Origin of the sequence: Mesorhizobium australicum WSM2073 (assembly GCF_000230995.2) — a bacterium.
In the GTDB taxonomy this organism is placed as follows: Bacteria; Pseudomonadota; Alphaproteobacteria; order Rhizobiales; family Rhizobiaceae; genus Mesorhizobium; species Mesorhizobium australicum.
Genome location: NC_019973.1, coordinates 3,643,752 through 3,660,960, shown reverse-complemented (window position 1 = coordinate 3,660,960; position 17,209 = coordinate 3,643,752). Strand labels below are relative to the sequence as shown.

At 63.9% G+C, this 17,209-nt stretch carries 20 protein-coding genes and 1 riboswitch; of the genes, 6 read left to right on the top strand and 14 right to left on the bottom strand.

Annotation, left to right across the window (positions count from 1 at the left end):
- Positions 1–4 precede the first annotated feature (4 nt).
- Genes MESAU_RS17575 through MESAU_RS17545 form a run of 7 tightly spaced genes read right to left on the bottom strand, consistent with a single transcriptional unit; the run spans position 5 to position 6,556 of the window.
- Positions 5–592 carry an NAD(P)H-dependent oxidoreductase gene (locus tag MESAU_RS17575; protein ID WP_015317388.1) on the bottom strand — a complete coding sequence of 196 codons (588 nt, stop codon included), beginning with the start codon at positions 590–592 and terminating at the stop codon, positions 5–7.
- Positions 592–1,173: an NAD(P)H-dependent oxidoreductase gene (locus MESAU_RS17570; protein ID WP_015317387.1), complete on the bottom strand. Its 582-nt coding sequence runs from the start codon at positions 1,171–1,173 to the stop codon at positions 592–594. Before MESAU_RS17570 ends, MESAU_RS17575 begins: the two co-directional genes overlap by 1 nt.
- Complete coding sequence (locus MESAU_RS17565; RefSeq protein WP_015317386.1) at positions 1,173–2,576, bottom strand: FAD-binding oxidoreductase; 1,404 nt, start codon at positions 2,574–2,576, stop codon at positions 1,173–1,175. The genes MESAU_RS17570 and MESAU_RS17565 overlap by 1 nt, the downstream gene beginning before the upstream one ends.
- Positions 2,576–3,877 (bottom strand): cytosine deaminase, encoded by a 1,302-nt coding sequence (locus MESAU_RS17560; protein ID WP_015317385.1) that lies wholly within the window; start codon positions 3,875–3,877, stop codon positions 2,576–2,578. The genes MESAU_RS17565 and MESAU_RS17560 overlap by 1 nt, the downstream gene beginning before the upstream one ends.
- A gap of 3 nt (positions 3,878–3,880) precedes the next feature.
- Positions 3,881–4,729 (bottom strand): ABC transporter permease, encoded by an 849-nt coding sequence (locus tag MESAU_RS17555; protein ID WP_015317384.1) that lies wholly within the window; start codon positions 4,727–4,729, stop codon positions 3,881–3,883.
- Positions 4,716–5,540 (bottom strand): ABC transporter ATP-binding protein, encoded by an 825-nt coding sequence (locus MESAU_RS17550; RefSeq protein WP_015317383.1) that lies wholly within the window; start codon positions 5,538–5,540, stop codon positions 4,716–4,718. The genes MESAU_RS17555 and MESAU_RS17550 overlap by 14 nt, the downstream gene beginning before the upstream one ends.
- Before the next feature lie 11 nt (positions 5,541–5,551).
- Positions 5,552–6,556 carry an ABC transporter substrate-binding protein gene (locus MESAU_RS17545; protein ID WP_015317382.1) on the bottom strand — a complete coding sequence of 335 codons (1,005 nt, stop codon included), beginning with the start codon at positions 6,554–6,556 and terminating at the stop codon, positions 5,552–5,554.
- A 267-nt stretch (positions 6,557–6,823) separates the two neighbouring features.
- Here MESAU_RS17545 and MESAU_RS17540 point away from each other — a divergent pair, with 267 nt between their 5' ends.
- Positions 6,824–7,207, top strand: a complete 384-nt coding sequence (locus MESAU_RS17540; RefSeq protein ID WP_015317381.1) for a RidA family protein — start codon at positions 6,824–6,826, stop codon at positions 7,205–7,207.
- Positions 7,208–7,263: 56 nt separating this feature from the next.
- Positions 7,264–8,067, top strand: coding sequence for a creatininase family protein (locus MESAU_RS17535; RefSeq protein ID WP_015317380.1), 804 nt, complete (start codon positions 7,264–7,266; stop codon positions 8,065–8,067).
- Here MESAU_RS17535 and MESAU_RS17530 read toward each other — a convergent pair whose 3' ends face one another.
- Entirely contained in the window at positions 8,068–8,577 is a 510-nt protein-coding gene (locus tag MESAU_RS17530) for a tyrosine phosphatase family protein (protein ID WP_015317379.1), read from the bottom strand. It lies immediately after the preceding gene.
- Positions 8,574–9,620: a threonine-phosphate decarboxylase CobD gene (gene cobD, locus MESAU_RS17525; protein ID WP_083883020.1), complete on the bottom strand. Its 1,047-nt coding sequence runs from the start codon at positions 9,618–9,620 to the stop codon at positions 8,574–8,576. Before cobD ends, MESAU_RS17530 begins: the two co-directional genes overlap by 4 nt.
- Between cobD and cbiB the strand changes: the two genes are divergently transcribed.
- Complete coding sequence (gene cbiB / locus MESAU_RS17520; protein WP_015317377.1) at positions 9,619–10,593, top strand: adenosylcobinamide-phosphate synthase CbiB; 975 nt, start codon at positions 9,619–9,621, stop codon at positions 10,591–10,593. The genes cobD and cbiB overlap by 2 nt on opposite strands.
- Here the strand turns inward: cbiB and cobO are convergent.
- Genes cobO through MESAU_RS17500 form a run of 4 tightly spaced genes read right to left on the bottom strand, consistent with a single transcriptional unit; the run spans position 10,590 to position 12,712 of the window.
- The gene (gene cobO / locus MESAU_RS17515) at positions 10,590–11,204 is read right to left on the bottom strand and encodes a cob(I)yrinic acid a,c-diamide adenosyltransferase (RefSeq protein ID WP_015317376.1); all 615 of its coding nucleotides are present in this window, start codon (positions 11,202–11,204) and stop codon (positions 10,590–10,592) included. The genes cbiB and cobO overlap by 4 nt on opposite strands.
- Before the next feature lies 1 nt (position 11,205).
- Positions 11,206–11,721 (bottom strand): bifunctional adenosylcobinamide kinase/adenosylcobinamide-phosphate guanylyltransferase, encoded by a 516-nt coding sequence (cobU, locus tag MESAU_RS17510; RefSeq protein WP_015317375.1) that lies wholly within the window; start codon positions 11,719–11,721, stop codon positions 11,206–11,208.
- Complete coding sequence (locus tag MESAU_RS17505; protein ID WP_015317374.1) at positions 11,714–12,517, bottom strand: CbtA family protein; 804 nt, start codon at positions 12,515–12,517, stop codon at positions 11,714–11,716. The genes cobU and MESAU_RS17505 overlap by 8 nt, the downstream gene beginning before the upstream one ends.
- Positions 12,518–12,532: 15 nt before the next feature.
- Positions 12,533–12,712: a CbtB domain-containing protein gene (locus MESAU_RS17500; protein ID WP_015317373.1), complete on the bottom strand. Its 180-nt coding sequence runs from the start codon at positions 12,710–12,712 to the stop codon at positions 12,533–12,535.
- 36 nt (positions 12,713–12,748) lie between these two features.
- Positions 12,749–12,947, bottom strand: a riboswitch (cobalamin riboswitch).
- 143 nt (positions 12,948–13,090) lie between these two features.
- Here MESAU_RS17500 and MESAU_RS17495 point away from each other — a divergent pair.
- Positions 13,091–14,266, top strand: a complete 1,176-nt coding sequence (locus MESAU_RS17495) for an aromatic ring-hydroxylating oxygenase subunit alpha (protein ID WP_015317372.1) — start codon at positions 13,091–13,093, stop codon at positions 14,264–14,266.
- Positions 14,267–14,269: 3 nt separating this feature from the next.
- Here the strand turns inward: MESAU_RS17495 and MESAU_RS17490 are convergent, their stop codons facing one another.
- Entirely contained in the window at positions 14,270–15,469 is a 1,200-nt protein-coding gene (locus tag MESAU_RS17490; RefSeq protein WP_015317371.1) for an MFS transporter, read from the bottom strand.
- A gap of 236 nt (positions 15,470–15,705) precedes the next feature.
- On the opposite strand from MESAU_RS17490, the gene MESAU_RS17485 reads away from it, so the two are divergent.
- Both MESAU_RS17485 and MESAU_RS17480 read left to right on the top strand, forming a co-directional pair.
- On the top strand, positions 15,706–16,704 hold the full coding sequence (locus MESAU_RS17485) for a heparan-alpha-glucosaminide N-acetyltransferase (RefSeq protein WP_015317370.1): 999 nt from the start codon (positions 15,706–15,708) through the stop codon (positions 16,702–16,704).
- A complete protein-coding gene (locus MESAU_RS17480; protein ID WP_015317369.1) occupies positions 16,701–17,207 on the top strand; it encodes a methyltransferase family protein in 507 nt (168 codons plus the stop codon). Before MESAU_RS17485 ends, MESAU_RS17480 begins: the two co-directional genes overlap by 4 nt.
- Positions 17,208–17,209 lie beyond the last annotated feature (2 nt).

The window sequence follows — 17,209 nt, the reverse complement described above, 5'->3', positions numbered from 1 at the left end:
TTGCTTAAAACCGCTCCAGCTTCGCCCGCACCTTCGCCAGGAACGCCGCCCGGCTCTTCGACGTCGAGCTATCCATCAGATAATGCGCCAGGAAAAACGTCTTGCAGCGCGTGGCGCAGAGCGCCCGCATGCCGCGCAGCAGGGTCTTGCGCCCCGGCTGGCCGACGACGACGCTCCACCATGTCGGCGCGCCGCAGGTGGTGATGACGCCAACCATGGTCACATGCCGCATCAGCGATTTGATCCGCCCCTTGCCGGCCGGAAGCTTGAAGGCGACGTTGGTCGCCCACACCCGGTCGAGCCAACCCTTCAGCATCGCCGGCAGCCCGTACCACCAGGTCGGATAGACGAAGAGAATCGCCTCGGCCCAGTTGAGCAGCTCGAAATGCGGCTTCAGCGCAGGATCCTGCGGCGCCTGGTCGTTGTAGAAACGCCGTTCCTCGCAGTTCATCACCGGATCGAACTTCTCGGCGTAGAGGTCGAGCAGCCGCACCTCCCAGCCTCTTCCCGTCAGAACCTCCACGGCGGTGTCACGGATAGCGGCGCAAAAGCTCTCCGGCACCGGATGGCAATAGACCACCAGCGCGCGCATCAGAATCTGTCCATGCTGGCCGTGACCTTGGCCAGGAATGCCTTGCGCGTCTCGTCGGTCGAAAGGTTCATCGAATAATGCGCCAGATAGGAAACGGAAGCACCCGGCTTTACCGTGGCGCGCAGCATGCGCTTGATCAGTTTTCGCGGCGGGTCGCCCATCAGAAAGGCGCGGAACCGGCTGCCGCCATAGGAGGTGACCGCCGCGACCTTTCTTATGTTGTGCAGCGACGGCTCCACCTTGCCGTCGACCAGCTTGAACGACACGCCCGGCAGGAAGACGCGATCGAAAAACCCTTTCAGGATCGCCGGGAAACCGTAATTCCAGACCGGATAGGAAAGCACCAGCGCATCGGCCCGCAACAGGCGCTCGACGTATGGCGCCGCAGGATCCCCGGGACCGCGGAAATTGTGATAATCCAGCCTCTCCCTGCGCGTCAGACGCGGATCGAAATCCTCGCCGTAGAGATCGCAGTCATCGATCGAATGGCCAGCCATCGTGAGCCGCTCGACGATCATCCGGTGCAGGCCGGCATTGAAGCTGGTCTCGACGGGATGGGCATAGAGGACGAGGATGTTCATTACCCAGCCTTTTGCAACCCCTTGAACAGGAACGTCCGGCCCGAACGGTAGTCATAGTCCGGGTTTTCCCAGGCGATCATCTTGCCGGGATTGAGCAGGCCTTGCGGGTCGGTCTCGCGCTTGAAGGCGAGTTGCACCGCGTCGGTCTGCTTCATGCCGCCCTCTTCCAGCGTGTAGCGGTGCGGGTTGAAGATCGGGCAGCCATTTTCCTCATGCAGGCGGATGATCTCGTTAAGCCGCGCCTCGGTGGTGAACTTGACCAGCGGCAGGCCGAAGCAGGTGATGTTGCCATCCAGCCGCACGAATTCGAGATGCGAGAACACTTCGCCGGGAAACATCGCATCCATTTTCTCTACCAGCGCCAGCTGGTTGGGAAAGGGATAGAGCGACTGCAGGTAGGTGACGGCGGGGTCGACGCGCAGCGCCCGGAGCGTCGTGTGGTTCCAGGCCAGCTCATAGGCCGGCGGCAGGCCCTTTTTCTCCTCCGGCGTCGCCGTGGTGGCGTTGTAGATCACCTCACCCCCGGCGCGGCGCGTAAAGGCCAGAAAAGCATCCAGCCCATGTTGCGCCACCATGACGACGCAGATGCTTTGACCTTCCCTGAAGAATTTCTGGTGCCGCTTGAAATAAAGCTGCGGCACGGGTGCCGCGATCGGCGTGATCAGCTTGGTCAGGATGCCGTCCTGGCAGGCCAGCGCATTGCCATAGCGCGCCGCATCCATGAATTGGTCGAAGCCGACGATGACGTCGATCCAGTCATAGGCCGCCGTCAGCGGCATCTCGACTTCCGAGATGATGCCATTGGTGCCATAGGCGTGGGTCACCTTGTGCAGGTCTTCGCCGGTGAGTTCGAGCACCCTCGGCTCGGCCTCCATCGTCACCACGCGCAGGCGCAGCACATTGCCGAAATCACGCAATCCGCCGAAATTGATCGAGCCGACGCCGCCGGAGCCGCCGGCGATGAAACCGCCGATCGAGGCGGTATTGTAGGTGGAGGGCGACAGCCGCAGCTCCTGCCCGCAATGCGCGCGCGTCGCCTTGTCGATGTCGGCCAGGACCGCGCCCGGTCCGGTCACCACGCGCCCCGGCGCGATCGACTTGATCTCGTTCATCTCGGCGAGATTGAGCACCACGCCGCCCGAAAGCGGCATTGCCTGGCCATAATTTCCGGTGCCGCTGCCGCGCGGCGTCACCGCCACGCCATGGCGATGACAGGCGGCAAGCACGCGGATCAGTTCGGCTTCGTTCCTGGGCGTCACGATGAGGTCGCCGGTGACATGGTCGAGCTGTTGTTTCAGGACCGGACTGTACCAGTAGAAGTCCCGGCTCTTCTGCTGGACGATGGCCGGATTGTCGTCGAGTTTTATCCCATCGAGATCGCGTTTGAGCGCCGAAACATCCATCATTCCACCATCAGTCCGTCGAGTTCGGCATAGTCCGGCAATTGCCGGTCTATCGCTCGCCCCGCACGCACGACGATGCGATCCGATTCGGGGCGCGACAGCAATTCCGTCCAGCTTCGACCTTTGAACAGCACGAAGTCGGCATCGCCTCCGGCGGCGAGCGTGCCGAAGCCATCGAGCCGCATCACATGGGCCGGCGTCGCGGTGACCGCCTGCGGCCAGTCGCCGACCGGATGATCGAAATGCAGGACGCGCGTCGCCATGCGGTAGACCTCCAGCATATCGAGATCGCCATAGGCATGGAAGGGATCGCGCGTGTTGTCCGAAGCGACGGCCACCGGAATGCCCCTCGCCTTCATCTCGTGCAGCAGCGTCACGCCACGCCAGCGCGGTGTGGTCTGGTCAGCGCGACGGTCCTGCAAATAGAGATTGCACATCGGCAGCGACACGATTGCCAGCCCAGCCTTCGCCACCTTGTCCAGCGTGTCCAGCACCTCGAGATCGGGCTGGCGCGCCAGCGAGCAGCAATGGCCGACGAGGATGTTGCCCTCGAAGCCGTTCCACAGCGCCGCCTCGGCGATCTTTTTCAGCGAGATCGCGGCGATGTCGTCGGTCTCGTCGGCATGGAAATCAAGGTCGAGCCCGTGCTTGATTGCCTGCGCGAAAACGTGGTCGAGCAGCTCTTCCAGGTCCGGCACCATATAGGTGACGACGCCCAGCACGCCCTTGGCGGCGGCTACGCGTTTGGCCAGCCTGTCGAACCATTTCTTGTCGCGCACGCCCTCGATGCCGAGCAGGCAGGCACCCTGCAATTCGATGCGGCCACGCCATGCCTCGCGCATCGTCTCGAACACGGGCCAGGAGATTTCCTCCTGCGGCGCGACGCTGTCGATATGAGTTCTGAGCGCCCTGGTGCCATGCGCGTAGGCCGAGCGCAGCGAGAAATCCATGCGACGCGCCACATCCTCGGCGCTCCAGCGCGCCACGCGGTCGGCGCCCGTGGCGTTCAGAGCGCCCATGAAGCTGCCGTCTGGATTGGGCTTTCGTGGCCAGATATGGCCCTTGTCGATATGCGTGTGGCAGTCGACGAAACACGGCAGCACGATACGGCCGGCAAGGTCGATGGCGCCCGCCGGTAGCTTCGATGCGGCCTGCACGGCGATGCTGGAAATCTTGCCGTCCGCGACGGTAATGTCGGCAAGGGCGAAACCGTCGCTGTCGAAGGTCGCAGCGAGGCCAAGCGTGACAGATTGATGAACACGCGCGTTGGCAAGGCGGTAGGAGCCAGAGGCTGGTATCAAGATCTACCGCTCCTGCTTCAGCGCGCTTTCGTGCCAGCGCCGCAAAATGAGATGCGAAATCAGCGACAGCACGAGAAAGATCAGGATGCCTGTCAGCGATATCAGAAACAGCGCCGCGAACAGCCTTGGCGCGTTGAGCCGGTAACCCGCTTCGATGATGCGCGAGGCAAGCCCGGACGACTGGCCGGTGGCGCCGGCGACGAACTCGGCCACCACGGCGCCGATCAGCGACAGGCCGCCGGCAATCTTCAGCCCGCCGAGAAAATACGGCATGGCCGCCGGCAGCCTGAGATAGCGCAGTTGCTGCCAGCGCGTCGCGCCGTTGAGCTTGAACAGGTCGCGCAGGTTGCGGTCGACCGAGTTGAGGCCGAGCGTGGTGTTGGACAGGATCGGGAAGAAGGCGACGATCCAGGCGCAGAGCAGGAGCTTGGTCGTCTGGTTGTCGACATAGATGTTGATCAGTGGAAAGATCGCTACGATCGGTGTCACCTGCAGCACGATGGCGAAGGGGAAGAACGACATCTCCACCCATTTCGACTGCGCGAACAAGACCGCCAGGCCGACGCCACCGACCACCGCCAGCAGCAGGCTGAGGAAGGTGATGCGCAAGGTGACCAGCAGTGCGGAAAACAGCAGGCCGGCATCGTTGTAGAGCGTTGTCAGCACGACGCCGGGGCGCGGCAGGATGTATTGCGGGATCTCGTTCCACACGCAGATGCGGTCCCACAGCCAGATCGCCAGGATCATGATCGCCAGCGGCAGAACCCAGCGGCCGATCCGCTCAAACCGCTCCTGGCGCACGCGGCGCGCTTCCTCGGGGTCGAGTTTCAACGTGCCGTCAATGGCTGTCATGATGCGAGCCCGCTGTTGAATCGATGGCATTGACCAGCACATCCGAGGCTTGCCGGCAAAGGGCCGCATAGTCAGGCGAGGTGCGAAACGCCTCATCGCGCGGATAGGACGCCTCGATCGCGAGTTCGTCGAACACCCGCCCCGGCCGAGCCGCCATGACGACGACGCGGTTGGAGAGAAACACGCTTTCGAACACACTGTGGGTAACGAAGACGACGGTGAAGCGCTCGTCTTGCCACAGTTCCAGCAGGTCGTTGTTGAGCTTGAAGCGGGTGATCTCGTCGAGTGCCGCGAACGGCTCGTCCATCAACAGCACGCGTGGCTTGGTCACCATGGCGCGCGCGATCGAGACGCGCATCTTCATGCCGCCGGAGAGTTCGCGCGGCACGGCGTCCTCGAAGCCGGTGAGGTGCACCCGCGCCAGCATCTCCGATATCGCCGGGGCGGCCTTGGCGCGGGAAATGCCTTTCAGCCTGAGCGGCAGCCAGACATTGTCGAAGACGCTGGCCCAGGGCAGCAGCGTCGGCTCCTGGAAGACGAAGCCGATATTGGCACGGTCGAGCGAGCCGCCGCCGCGCCAGTCGAGCACGCCGGATGTCGGCGTGGACAGGCCGGCAATCAGCCGCAGCGCCGTCGACTTGCCGCAGCCCGACGGTCCGAGCAGGCTGAGGAAATCGCCTTCCCGGATCGTCAGGTCGACATCGCTGAGCGCCGTCACGCCGTTGGAAAAGACCTTGCCGACGCCACGCAGCGCCAGCAAGGTCGGAGCCATGTCCGAGGCGGGCGTTTGCGCCACCTGTTCCCGCATCATGCCGGGCCGGCCTATTTCTTCAGCTCGAGCCCGACCCCCTTGTTGATGAAGGCCAGCGTGTAGGCTTTCGTGATGTCGATGCCTTCAGGCGTGACCTTGGCCTTGACCATCTTGTCGTAGAAGCTCTTGATCCGTTCTTCCTTCATGGCGCCGATGCCGAGCTTCTCGGTGTCGCCGGAATCGGCCAGGCCGAACTTCTTCATCTGCTCGATCGAGAAGGCGATCTGCTCGTCGCTCATGTCAGGATTGTCTTTCTTGATCATGTCGTTGGCGGCCTTGTTGTCGCCGTAGAGGTACTTGTACCATCCCTTGGCCGAGCCATCGACGAAGCACTGGACAACCTCAGGTTTCTTGTCGATCGTCTCCTGCATCACCTCGATCGTGGTCGAATAGGTGTCCCAGCCGTAGTCGGCGAGCAGGAACTGGTTCGGCACGAAGCCGCCTTCCTTCTTGACCGCGAACGGCTCCGAGGTGACGTAGCCCTGCTGGATCGACTTCTTGTTGGCGAGGAAAGGGGCGGTGTTGTAGGTGTAGGGGACGCGCTTTGAAGCGTCGAAACCGAGCTCGATGACCATCCACTGGAAGAAGGTCTGCACGCCTTCGTCACCCAGAATGTACTGCTCGGCGTTCTTCAGGTCTTCCCATTTGTCGAGCCCCTCGCCGGGGTGGGACATGATGACCTGCGGGTCCTTCTGGAAGTCGGCTGCCACCACACGCATCGGAATGCCTTGCTGGACGGCGTCGAAGGCCGACAGCAGATTGCCGCCCATGTAGAAATCGATCTTGCCGGCGAGCAACATCGGCCGGCCGCTGACCTGCGGGCCGCCCTGCATGATGGTGACGTCGAGACCGCAGGCGGCATAGGTGCCATCGGCCACGGCCTGGTAGTAGCCGCCATGTTCCGGCTCGGCGAGCCAGTTGGTGCCGAAAGTGACTTTTTCATTCGCCGCCGCGCCCAGCGTGCTGGCCGCAAGCAGGGCCACCACCGCGGCCGAAATCTTCTGTTTCACGTACATTGACACCGCCCTTTATTTGCACCGGCGCGTTGCGCGCCGTGCTTGACACCAAAGATTCAAGAAGCAAGACACATGCCACCGGCGTCGCGCGCCGGGACCCGCCCGCCTGCACCACAGCCATCTGCGAAAGCCGGAAAGGTCGTGCTGCACCGAAGGGCATCGTGCCTATTTTTTGAACGCCTGTCCACAATCGCACCGGCGACATGCACCACCATCTTGATGGTGCAATGCATCCGGCCTTAGGCTGGCGATATCCAGGAGATTGCCATGTTCAAATTCCTTACCCCTAAGTCGATCAAGCCACCCTTTGCCCGCTACAGCCACGGCGTCGAGGTGCCGGCCGGCAAGCGTCTGGTGCTGTGCTCGGGTCAGGTCGCCATCACGGCGGACGACCAGATACCGGAAGATGCCGGCGCGCAGGCCGAACTCTGCTTCAGGAACATCGCGGCGGTTCTGGGCGAAGCCGGGCTGGGACTTGGCGACATCGTTCGCATCAACGCCTATGTCAACGACCGCGCGCATCTGCGGCCCTACATGGAGGTTCGCGACCGGCTGTTTTCGAGCCCGGCGCCAGCCTCGACGCTGATGATCGTTTCCGGCTTTGCCCGGCCCGAATTCAAGGTCGAGGTCGAGGCCATCGCGGCCGGGTGATCGACAGGCCGGCCGCACCGCGCTAGGTCTGACCTGATCATTTGAAGAGGCGTGACATGACTGCTGGCAAGAAACGCGTATGGTGGGGCGACTACCGGACCACCGAATACGCCTCGATCGATCCCGAGGCGACAATCGCGGTGCTGCCGCTGGCGGCTATCGAGCAGCATGGACCGCATCTGCCTGTGTCGACCGACACTTCGATCATGAACGGCATGCTCGACACGGTGATTTCACGCTTGCCCGACGATCTCGACATCCGCATCCTGCCGGTCCAGGCGGTGGGCAAGTCGAACGAGCATCTGCACGCGCCGGGCACTCTCACCTTGCCGGCAACGACGCTGGTCGACGCCTGGACCGAGCTTGGCCTGTCGATCGCGCGCGCCGGCGTGCGCAAGCTTATCGTCGTCAATTCGCATGGCGGCAATGAGGAGATCATGGGCATCGTCACGCGCGAATTGCGCGTGCGCGAAAAGATGCTGGCGGTGAAGACCAGTTGGCAGCGCTTTGGCCGCCCGGCCGGCATGTACACCGAACTCGAGGATCGTCACGGCATTCATGGCGGCGATGTCGAGACGTCGCTGATGCTGCATTTCCGGCCAGATCTCGTCGACATGGGCAAGGCCGACAATTTCGTTTCCAACGTCGCCAAGGCCGAGCAGGAATTCTCGCTGTTGCGCCACACAGGCCCCCACGCCTTCGCCTGGATCGCCGGGGATCTCAACCCGAACGGCGTGGTCGGCGACGCCAGCATCGCGACAGCCGAGAAAGGCCGGCTGACCGCGGAATATCAGGCTGACGGGTTCATCAACCTGGTGCGCGACGTGCGCAAGGCCAAGCTCGCGGAGTGGCTGAAATAGCTAACCGTCGATCTTGAGGGCGAACGGCGTGCCTTCAAAAGCGTCGGCGCCGCGCCCGATCGACTCGATCGCCTCGATCATGCGGCCGTTGCGCTGAAGCAGCGCGTCGGCCACCGCGATCAGCCGCGGATTGGGCGTCGCCGAAGGCGACAGCGCTCGCAGCGTCCGCGCCAGTTCCACCTCGTTGCGTTTCGGCGCCAAAGCCGCGGCGATGATATAGGCCGAGGCGGTCGAACGGCTGATGCCGGCATAGCAGTGCACCAGCATTGGTTTCGCCCGGTCCCAGCGGCGTGCGAAATCGAGCAGGTTACGGACATGCTCCTCGCCCGGCATGGTCATGCCGTCCTGCGCCACGGCGATGTCGTGCATGACCAGGTGCAGATGGTTTTTCCTTGGGATCGAGGCCGGTCGGACTACGTCCGTTCCGGCGGCGAGCAGCGACAGCATGCGGTCGGCGCCGGTCCTGGCCACCACTTCCTCGATTTTCGCCAATGAGCAGACATGGATCATTGTTTGAAACCTTTCGAACGATCCTCGCGCCGCGACGCCCAAACGGCAAGGGCGGATTCGAGCCTGCGCCATTCCTCCTCGCTCCCCGGCAGTCCGGCGCGCAAGGCATGCGGCCGTTCGGAGAAATGCCGCAGCAGGATACCGCTCTGGCCAAGCCCGGAAAACAGGCCGCCGGCATCGGGCAGGCTGAGATAGCGGAACAGCGTGGTGCCGCCCGCGACGGGAACACCGAAACGGCTAAACAGCGCATCGAGCCGCACCGTCGCTTCCGCCAGCGAGGCCCGCATCGCATCCTGCCAATCGAGATCGGCGAGCGCGCGGATGCCGTATTCCAGGGCCGGTCCTGCGACAGCCCACGGCCCGAACTGCATGTCCAGCCGTTCAGCCGTCGGCGCGTCGGCAAGCGCGAACCCGAGCCGCAGGCCGGCCAAACCAAAGAACTTGCCGAACGAACGCAGCACGACGATGCCGCCCTGGCCGACATCGCCGGCGAGGCTGTGCTCGCGTGGACCCACATCCATGAACGCCTCGTCGACGACCAGCAGCCCGCCCTTGGCGCGAAGTCCAGCGGCCAGCACCAGCAACCGGTCGCGCTCGATGATGCGCCCATCCGGATTGTTCGGATTGACGATGATGGCGAGGTCGGCTTCCGCCAGCGCCGCGAAATCGCTGACCTCGACCACATCGTGCCCGGCAATCGCCGCCGCCCGGGCGTGTTCGGCATAGGTCGGCCCCAGCACCATTGCCTTGCCGGGCCTCACCAGCGAGGCGACCCGCGGCAACAGGATCTGTGTACCAGGGGCCGCCACCACGCTTGCTGGGGAAGGCGCGCCATAGGTGTTGGCCGCGATCTCTACCAGTTCGCGCCCACGCGCGGCCTCTGGCAATCGCCACAGCGAGGTGGCGGGCAGGTCGAAAAGCGGGTAGGAGTGCGGATTGATACCGGTCGAGAGGTCGACGAAAGGCAGCACGGCATTGGGGAAAAGCGCCCTTGCCCGGCCAAGACTTCCACCATGGTCCACCGCTCCTTCAAGAAGCTTCATGTCAGTCCTGATCGCTTTCCTGTCATTAATTGTCGAATTCGCCCTTGGTTATCCCGACTGGCTGTTTCGCGCCATCGGCCATCCGGTGACATGGTTCGGCAGGCTGATATCCTTTCTCGACTTGCGGCTCAACCGCGCCACTGATCCCGACGCGCTGCGTCGCCAACGTGGTGTCCAGGCGCTTCTGGTCATCGTGCTGGTGCCGGCGATAGCAGGCCTTTGCGTGCAGCTTGTTCTGCTCTGGTTCGTCCCCCTGGGGTGGATCGTTGCCGTCTTTCTGGCGACATCGCTTCTGTCACAGAAAAGCCTTTACGAACATGTCGAAGCCGTCGCCGACGCGCTCGACAGCGGAGGCCTCGACATGGGCCGAGCCGCCGTTTCGCGGATCGTCGGCCGTGATCCCGAGACACTCGACCGCGCCGGCGTCTGCCGCGCGGCAATCGAGAGCCTGGCAGAAAATTTTTCCGACGGCATCGTCGCCCCCGTCTTCTGGACCGGGGTCGGAGGGCTCGCCGGCGGCGCCGCCTACAAGGCGGCCAACACCGCCGATTCGATGATCGGCCACCGGACTCCGCGCCATGAGCCCTTCGGCTGGGCGGCGGCGCGCTTCGACGACTGGATCAACCTGCCGGCATCACGGCTGACGGCGCTGCTGATCGTGCTCGCTTCCCTCCTGGTCGAGGGCGCCGACCCCCGCGGCGCCTGGCAGGCGGTACGGCGCGACGCGAAAAAACACCGCTCGCCCAATGCCGGCTGGCCGGAAGCGGCCATGGCCGGCGCACTCGGGCTGGCGCTCGCCGGACCACGCAGCTATGGCGGTGTCATGGTCGACGACATCTTCATGGGCGAAGGCGGGCGCCGCGATGTCGACAGCGGCGATATCAGGCGGGCGCTCAAGCTTTACCGGGTCGCGGACTACCTGTTGATCGGCTTGTTCGGCCTGGTCGCGCTGATCGCCGTTCTGGTTTTCTAGAACTCGATGCCTTGCTGCGCTTTCACGCCCGTCGAGAAATGGTGCTTTGTCACCCCCATCTCGGTGACCAGGTCCGCCGCCTCGACCAGTGCCGGCTTGGCGTTGCGGCCGGTGACGACGATATGCAGGCCTTCGCGGCGGGCCTTGAGCGCCGCAACCACCTTGTCGAGAGCGAGATAGTCGTAGCGCAAGGCAATGTTGAGCTCGTCGAGCACGACAAGGCTGATCGAGGGGTCGGCGATCAATTCCAGCGCCTTGGCCCAGGCGGCCTCGGCGGCCGCGATGTCGCGCTTCAGGTCCTGCGTCTCCCAGGTGAAACCCTCGCCCATTGCATGCCAGACGACGCGATCGCCAAAGGCGGCAAAGGCGTCCTTCTCGCCGGTGTGCCATTTGCCCTTGATGAACTGGACGACGCCGACGCGCTTGCCGTAGCCGAGCATGCGCAGCGCAAGACCGAAGGCGGCCGTGGTCTTGCCCTTGCCGGGACCGGTGTTGACGATCAGCAACCCCTTCTCGATCGTCTTGCCCGCAACCTCGGCGTCCTGCACCGCCTTGCGCTTGGCCATCTTGGCGCGATGGCGTTCTTCATCCTTGTCGTCGATATCGGTCATTTCACTTCACCTTGAGCGGTAGCCCCGCCACCATGAGCAGCACCGTGTCGGCAATCGCGGCGACCCGCTGGTTGAGCCGGCCGGCATCGTCACGAAACCGACGCGCCAGCGCGTTGTCGGGCACGATGCCTTGCCCGACCTCGTTCGTCACCACGAACCACGGTCCGCGCGGCCGAGACAGCACGTCCGCCAGCCGCCGGCACGCGGCCTCGACGTCGTGATCGGCCAGCGTGTGGTTGGTCAGCCACAGCGTCAGGCAGTCGGCAAGCACCGGCTGCCCGTCTGGCAACGCCTCCAGCGCTTCGGCGAGGTCGAGTGGCGCATCGATGGTCGACCAGCCCTCACCGCGCCGCGAGCGGTGCAGCGCGATGCGCTCGCGCATCTCGTCGTCATAGGCTTGCGCCGTGGCGATATAGGCCCATGGCGAGGGCAATGCCGTCATCAGGGTTTCGGCGTGCGCGCTCTTGCCGGAGCGCGCACCACCGATGATGAAGGTCAGCCTGCCGCGATCAGGCAAAGCTGTCGCGCAGGCTGGTCGCCATGCCGGTGAAGCGCCTGCGCACCACGCCCACGATCGCGCCGAGCACCAGCCAGAACACCAGATTGGTCACCGTCACCGCCACCACGAACTGATGGTGCAGGCCTTCCGGGATCGGTGTTTCGAAACTGTCGGGCTGCGGCGCGCCGACGACATGCGGCGCGACGATCAGCAAGACGGCGAGGATGGTCAATGGCAGCGATCTGCGAAAGACGATCAGGCCTAGGCCGATCGCGGTCGCGGCCGCCGTCGCCGTCCACCAGATCTGGCGCGGCAGAAGATCGGCCGCCGGCATTGCCGGCAGTTCCGGCTGCAGTCCGAGACCCGGTGCCAGTGTGAACACGGCAAAGCCGGCCAAACCCCAGAACACACCCTGGCGCCAGTTGCCGACGCCGCCGAAGAACTCGGAAACCGCGACCAGGACCAGTGCGAAGCCGATGCCGGTGACGATATTGGCAACCACGCTAAAGGCGAAACGCTCGAAACCGTCGGCCGGCGCCCAGCCTTCGTCTTCCTCCGCCGGTGTCACGGCATCGGTGCCCGCGGGCGCGGCAGAGCTCATGGCATTCCCAGCGGGCGCCACCGTGCTCATGGCATCATTGGTCGCCGCTGGTGCGGCCGCGTGATCATGGTGGTGGCCGCCGCCGGCCTTTTCGTAGACTTCCGCCTTGAGGATCAGCGGCACGGTGGCATAGGCCTGCATGCAGGCGAGAACGACACCGGCCACGAGCCCCGCGATCGCCGCGACGAACACGACGTTGCGAAACAGATTCATGATGTCGGATCCTCGTTAGTGGCAGGGAAACGCCATCGAGTGGCGATAGTCGTGGGCAGCATTGTGGACCGCATCGATATGCGAGAAGCCGACAAAGCCGACGACGAAGATGCCGAGCAGCGCCGCGAGCGCGAGCTGCATGAAGCGCGACTGCGAGGAGACGGAGGCGCCGAGGGAGACGGAAGCGGTAGTCATGTCTTGTCCTTTCGCCCTCCACCCGAGGGCATCGAAGTCAGTTTCCTGTCGCCGGCAGGTCTCCTGGCTCGCGGATAAGCGCCCTTCCCCACCTTCCCGAAGAAAAATCTTCAGTGGCATATGGAGAGGACTACCGCACACAGTTGCGGGGGCAGCCACGGCATTGGGCAGGAATTCCTGCCCGCACCGCATTCCCTCTTGGCTCCAAAAAGGAACCGACGACATCGGGGACTATAGGGAAATTCGCCGCGCCCGGCAAACCAAATTCCGACAGCCGCCAGCGCAGGAGCGCCGTATCGGCGAAGCTGCCCTCATCCCGTCCCGATTGACAAACTTCATGGCCGGGTGTCGGCTGGCACCCCTCACGGGAAGCCAGCCATGCAGCCCAATGCCAGCGAGTGCGTGCCCTATAACGGCCTGACTCGAACCGAGCCGACGCTGCCCTCGTCGGCCTATTGGGACCAGGACAACTATCAGCGCGATCTCGACGCCATCTGGTACAGGAACTGGCTGCTCGTCTGCCGCGAGGCCGACCTTGCCCAGCCCTTGGCGTTCCGCACCTTCCGCGTCGGTACGCAGGAAATCCTCCTGCTGCGCGACGACACCGGCGAGTTGCATGCCTTCCACAACACCTGCCGGCATCGCGGCTCGCAGCTTTGCCAGGAAAGCCAGGGCCGGCTGAAGGCGCGGCTGATCACCTGCCCGTATCATGCCTGGTCCTATTCTCTGCGTGGCGATCTGGTGCGCGTGCCGTCGAAATCGCTGCCTGACGGCTTCGACAAGGCCGATCACCCGCTTTATCGCGTCGCGCACTCGGTGTGGCGGGGCTTCGTCTTCGTCAATCTTGCGGAAGATGCCGCCAGCTCGGCGCAATCCTCCTTCGACCCGGCCTCCGGCGACTTCGGCAACTGGCCGCTGGAAATGCTGGTATCAGGGCACGTGCTGCGCAAGGTGATGAACTGCAACTGGAAGATTTTTTGGGAAAACTTCAACGAGTGCCTGCACTGCCCGGGCGTCCACAAGGACCTGTCGCGGCTGGTGCCGATCTATGGCCGCGGCCTGATGAGCCGGCATGACGATCCCGAATGGCTCCGCCACGCCGACAATGACGCGCCAGAATTCTCCGGCGGCCTGCGCGCCGGGGCTGAGACATGGTCGCGTGATGGGCAGACGCACGGGCCGATCTTCCCGAGCTTGACGCCGGCGGAACGCAGCGCCGGTCAGACCTATGCCACCAGCCTGCCGTCGATGTTCATCGTCGGCCATGTCGACTATGTCAGGACCGTGCGGCTTACGCCGCTCGGTCCCGAACAGACCGAATTGACCGCGGAATGGCTGTTCGCGCCCGAGGCGCTCGCCGAGACCGACATCGACAACATCGTTGCCTTCGGCACACAGGTGCTGGAGGAGGACGCAGCAATCTGCGAGGTCAACCAGAAGGGCCTGCGCTCGATGCGTCATACAGCTGGCGTGCTGATGCCCGAGGAGTACGACCTGCACCGTTTCCACAACTGGGTGCGCGAACGGCACGCTGCGCGCTCACCCGAGGCCTGAAGATCACAGCGACTTCGGCAGATATCGCCAGGTCATGAAGCCGCAAAAGGCTGCCAGTAGCCCAAGCGTGACGAACACCGAGCCCAGGCCGAAGAAGGCCAGCACCACCGAATAGACCAGCGGCGGCGTCAGTTCGGAAAAATCGAGATAGGTGCGGTAGACCGCCGCCATCTGCGCGCGCTCATAAGAGCGCACCGAGCGCATGAAGGCGGTCGAACCCAGCGCGTCGAGCGCGATGGTGAAGAAGGCGCCGCACAGCAGGAAGGCGCCGGTGAGCAACGGCACGGTTTCGCCCACGGCACCGGCCGCCAGCAGCGTCGCCGACATGGCGAAATAGGCAAATGTCATGGTCCTGCGGCCGCCGAAGCGTTTCCCCGCCTTGCCCCAGAAGATCGCCATGAACAGCAGCGCGTTGCCGGCCGAGACCAGCAGGCCGCCGGCCAATTCGCCCTCGCCGGTGATGACCATGAACAGCGGTCCATAGACGAAGAAGGTCGTCCAGAAGCAGGAGCGGCCGAAGGCGATCAGCCAGGCCAATCTCAGCCTCGGCTGGGCGACGAAGCGGCCGATATTGGCGAGCGGATTGGCCGGTCGTGTCTTGCCCGGGCGGATCGACTGGTTGTCGCTCAGCCGATAGGTCCAGAACAGCGCCAGCAAAGCCATGGCGAACACCGCCACCGCGCCATGCGCGGCATAAATGCCGAAGCGCGTATAGAGAAAAATGCCGAGCGTCGGCCCGCAGGTCCAGGCAACCATCGACCACGCCATGCGCAGCGATTCGGCCTGCATGAAATCGGTCTTGCGGATGTGATCCATGATGTAGAGGTTGAGCGTGATCGACAGCGCGCTGGCGCCCATCACCCGGCACAGCATCCCGGCCAGTTGCCCGGCGAGCGTATGGGTGACGAAGAACAGCGAGCCGATAGCGAGCAGGCAGGCGCCCGCCGTGTAGACCCAGCGCCGCGCGAAGCGGCGGATCAGCATCGGCATGAACAAGGTCACCGACAGGCCGAGCAGGGACACGGCGGTGTAGAGTATCGAGACGATCTGCTCGTTGTGGAGAATCTCGTAGGCCTGGATCGGTATGACGCTCGACACCATGGCGCGGGCGAAGGATTCGACCGCGTAAAGCGAGGCGAAGGTGCGCGCATCCGCGGCCTTGAGGGCCGGAAGCCAGATCGGATGGCGAACATGGGTGGACATTGCTTCCCCAAAGCAGAATCGCGGCGTCGAATCTGCCGTGGACATTTCAGGCCCATTAAGAGGAAACCGACGCACATCCGGCAAAAAGCGAAGCCGGTCAAAGGCTTTTCCGCGCTGGCCCAACCCGGCGGCTGGCGCGGACCCCGCCGCGCGGTCCAGGCCAAGGCGACCGGTCTTCTTCTATCCGGTGCAACCGTGATAGTCGTCGTGGAGGGGCTGAATCAGATCGCGAGACCATGAGCATCCACACGCCGACCGTACCCGTCCCGCAGCCATCGAAGCGCATCGTCGCCATCGATATCTTGCGTGGCATCGCGCTGATCGCGATGGCGAGCTACCACTTCACCTGGGACCTGGAATTCTTCGGTTACACCGATCCCGGCCTCACCGCCTTCGGCTGGTGGAAGTTCTACGCCCGCTGCATTGCATCGACCTTCCTGTTCCTGGTTGGCGTCAGCCTCTATCTCGCCCATGGCCGACAGATCCGCTGGAACGGCTTCTGGAGACGGTTCGCCATGGTCGCCGGCGCGGCGGTCGCCATTTCGGTCGTCACCCGCGTCGCCACGCCCGACGGGTTCATCTTCTTCGGCATCCTGCACGAGATCGCGCTCGCCAGCCTGCTCGGCCTCGCGTTCCTGCGCCTGCCGGCGCTGCTGACGCTTGCCGTCGCCGCGCTCGTCATCGCGGCACCAGTCTACCTGCGCTTCGAGGCCCTCGATCATCCCTGGCTCTGGTGGATCGGCCTGTCGGCGATCAATCCGCGCTCCAACGACTACGTTCCGCTGTTCCCCTGGTTCGGCGCCGTGCTTACGGGCATTGCGGTGGCGAAATTCGCTTCCACCTCCGGCATAAGGGCACGCCTGGCGAACCTGGCGCCCGGACGCTGGTCGAACCCGCTGGACTTCATCGGCCGCCACAGCCTGGCTTTCTACCTGATCCACCAGCCGCTGCTGATCGGCTGCGTCTGGCTGTTCTCGCAAGTGATGCCGGCGCAAGTCGAAACCCCGCAGGTCAATTTCCTGAAAACCTGCCAGCGATCGTGCGAGCAGATGCGCAACGCAACCTTCTGTTCGAGCTATTGCGGCTGCATGCTCGAAACGCTCGAAGGCGAAGCCTCTCTTGATCGCCTCTTCAACAACGACCAGACTGCGGACTTCAGGGCGCATCTGTCCGATCTTGCCGCAACGTGCACCGCCAAGACCGAGGACAAGATGACGGAGGGAGGGACACAATGATCGGGCCAAAGCCTGGGATCGAACCGAAGCCTGGGACCGGGCAGAAGCCTGGGCTGATACCGTGGCCGCCGGTGATCTACGCCGCCGCCATTCTCATCAGTGTCGTGCTCGGCCTCTACATTCCCCTGCCCTGGATCGGCGATCTCCTTGGCGACATCCTGTTCGCCGCCGGCTGGGTGGCATTGTTCGCCGTGGCCGTACTCTGGTTCACAGCGATCCGCACCATGATACGGGCCAGGACCACGCTCAATCCCAACGCCGTGCCCGATCATCTCGTCACGACCGGCCCCTTCGGCGTCAGCCGCAATCCGATGTACCTGGCCAACACGCTGCTGTTGATCGGCGTCGCCTTCGTCTCGGGCATCGCCTGGTTCTTCCTGCTTGCCTTCGTCGCCGCCTTCGTCACCCAGAAGGTCGCGATCGAGGGCGAGGAAAAGATATTGGCGGCGAAATTCGGCAAGAAATACCGTGACTATGCAAAAAGAGTCCGGCGCTGGATTTGAGC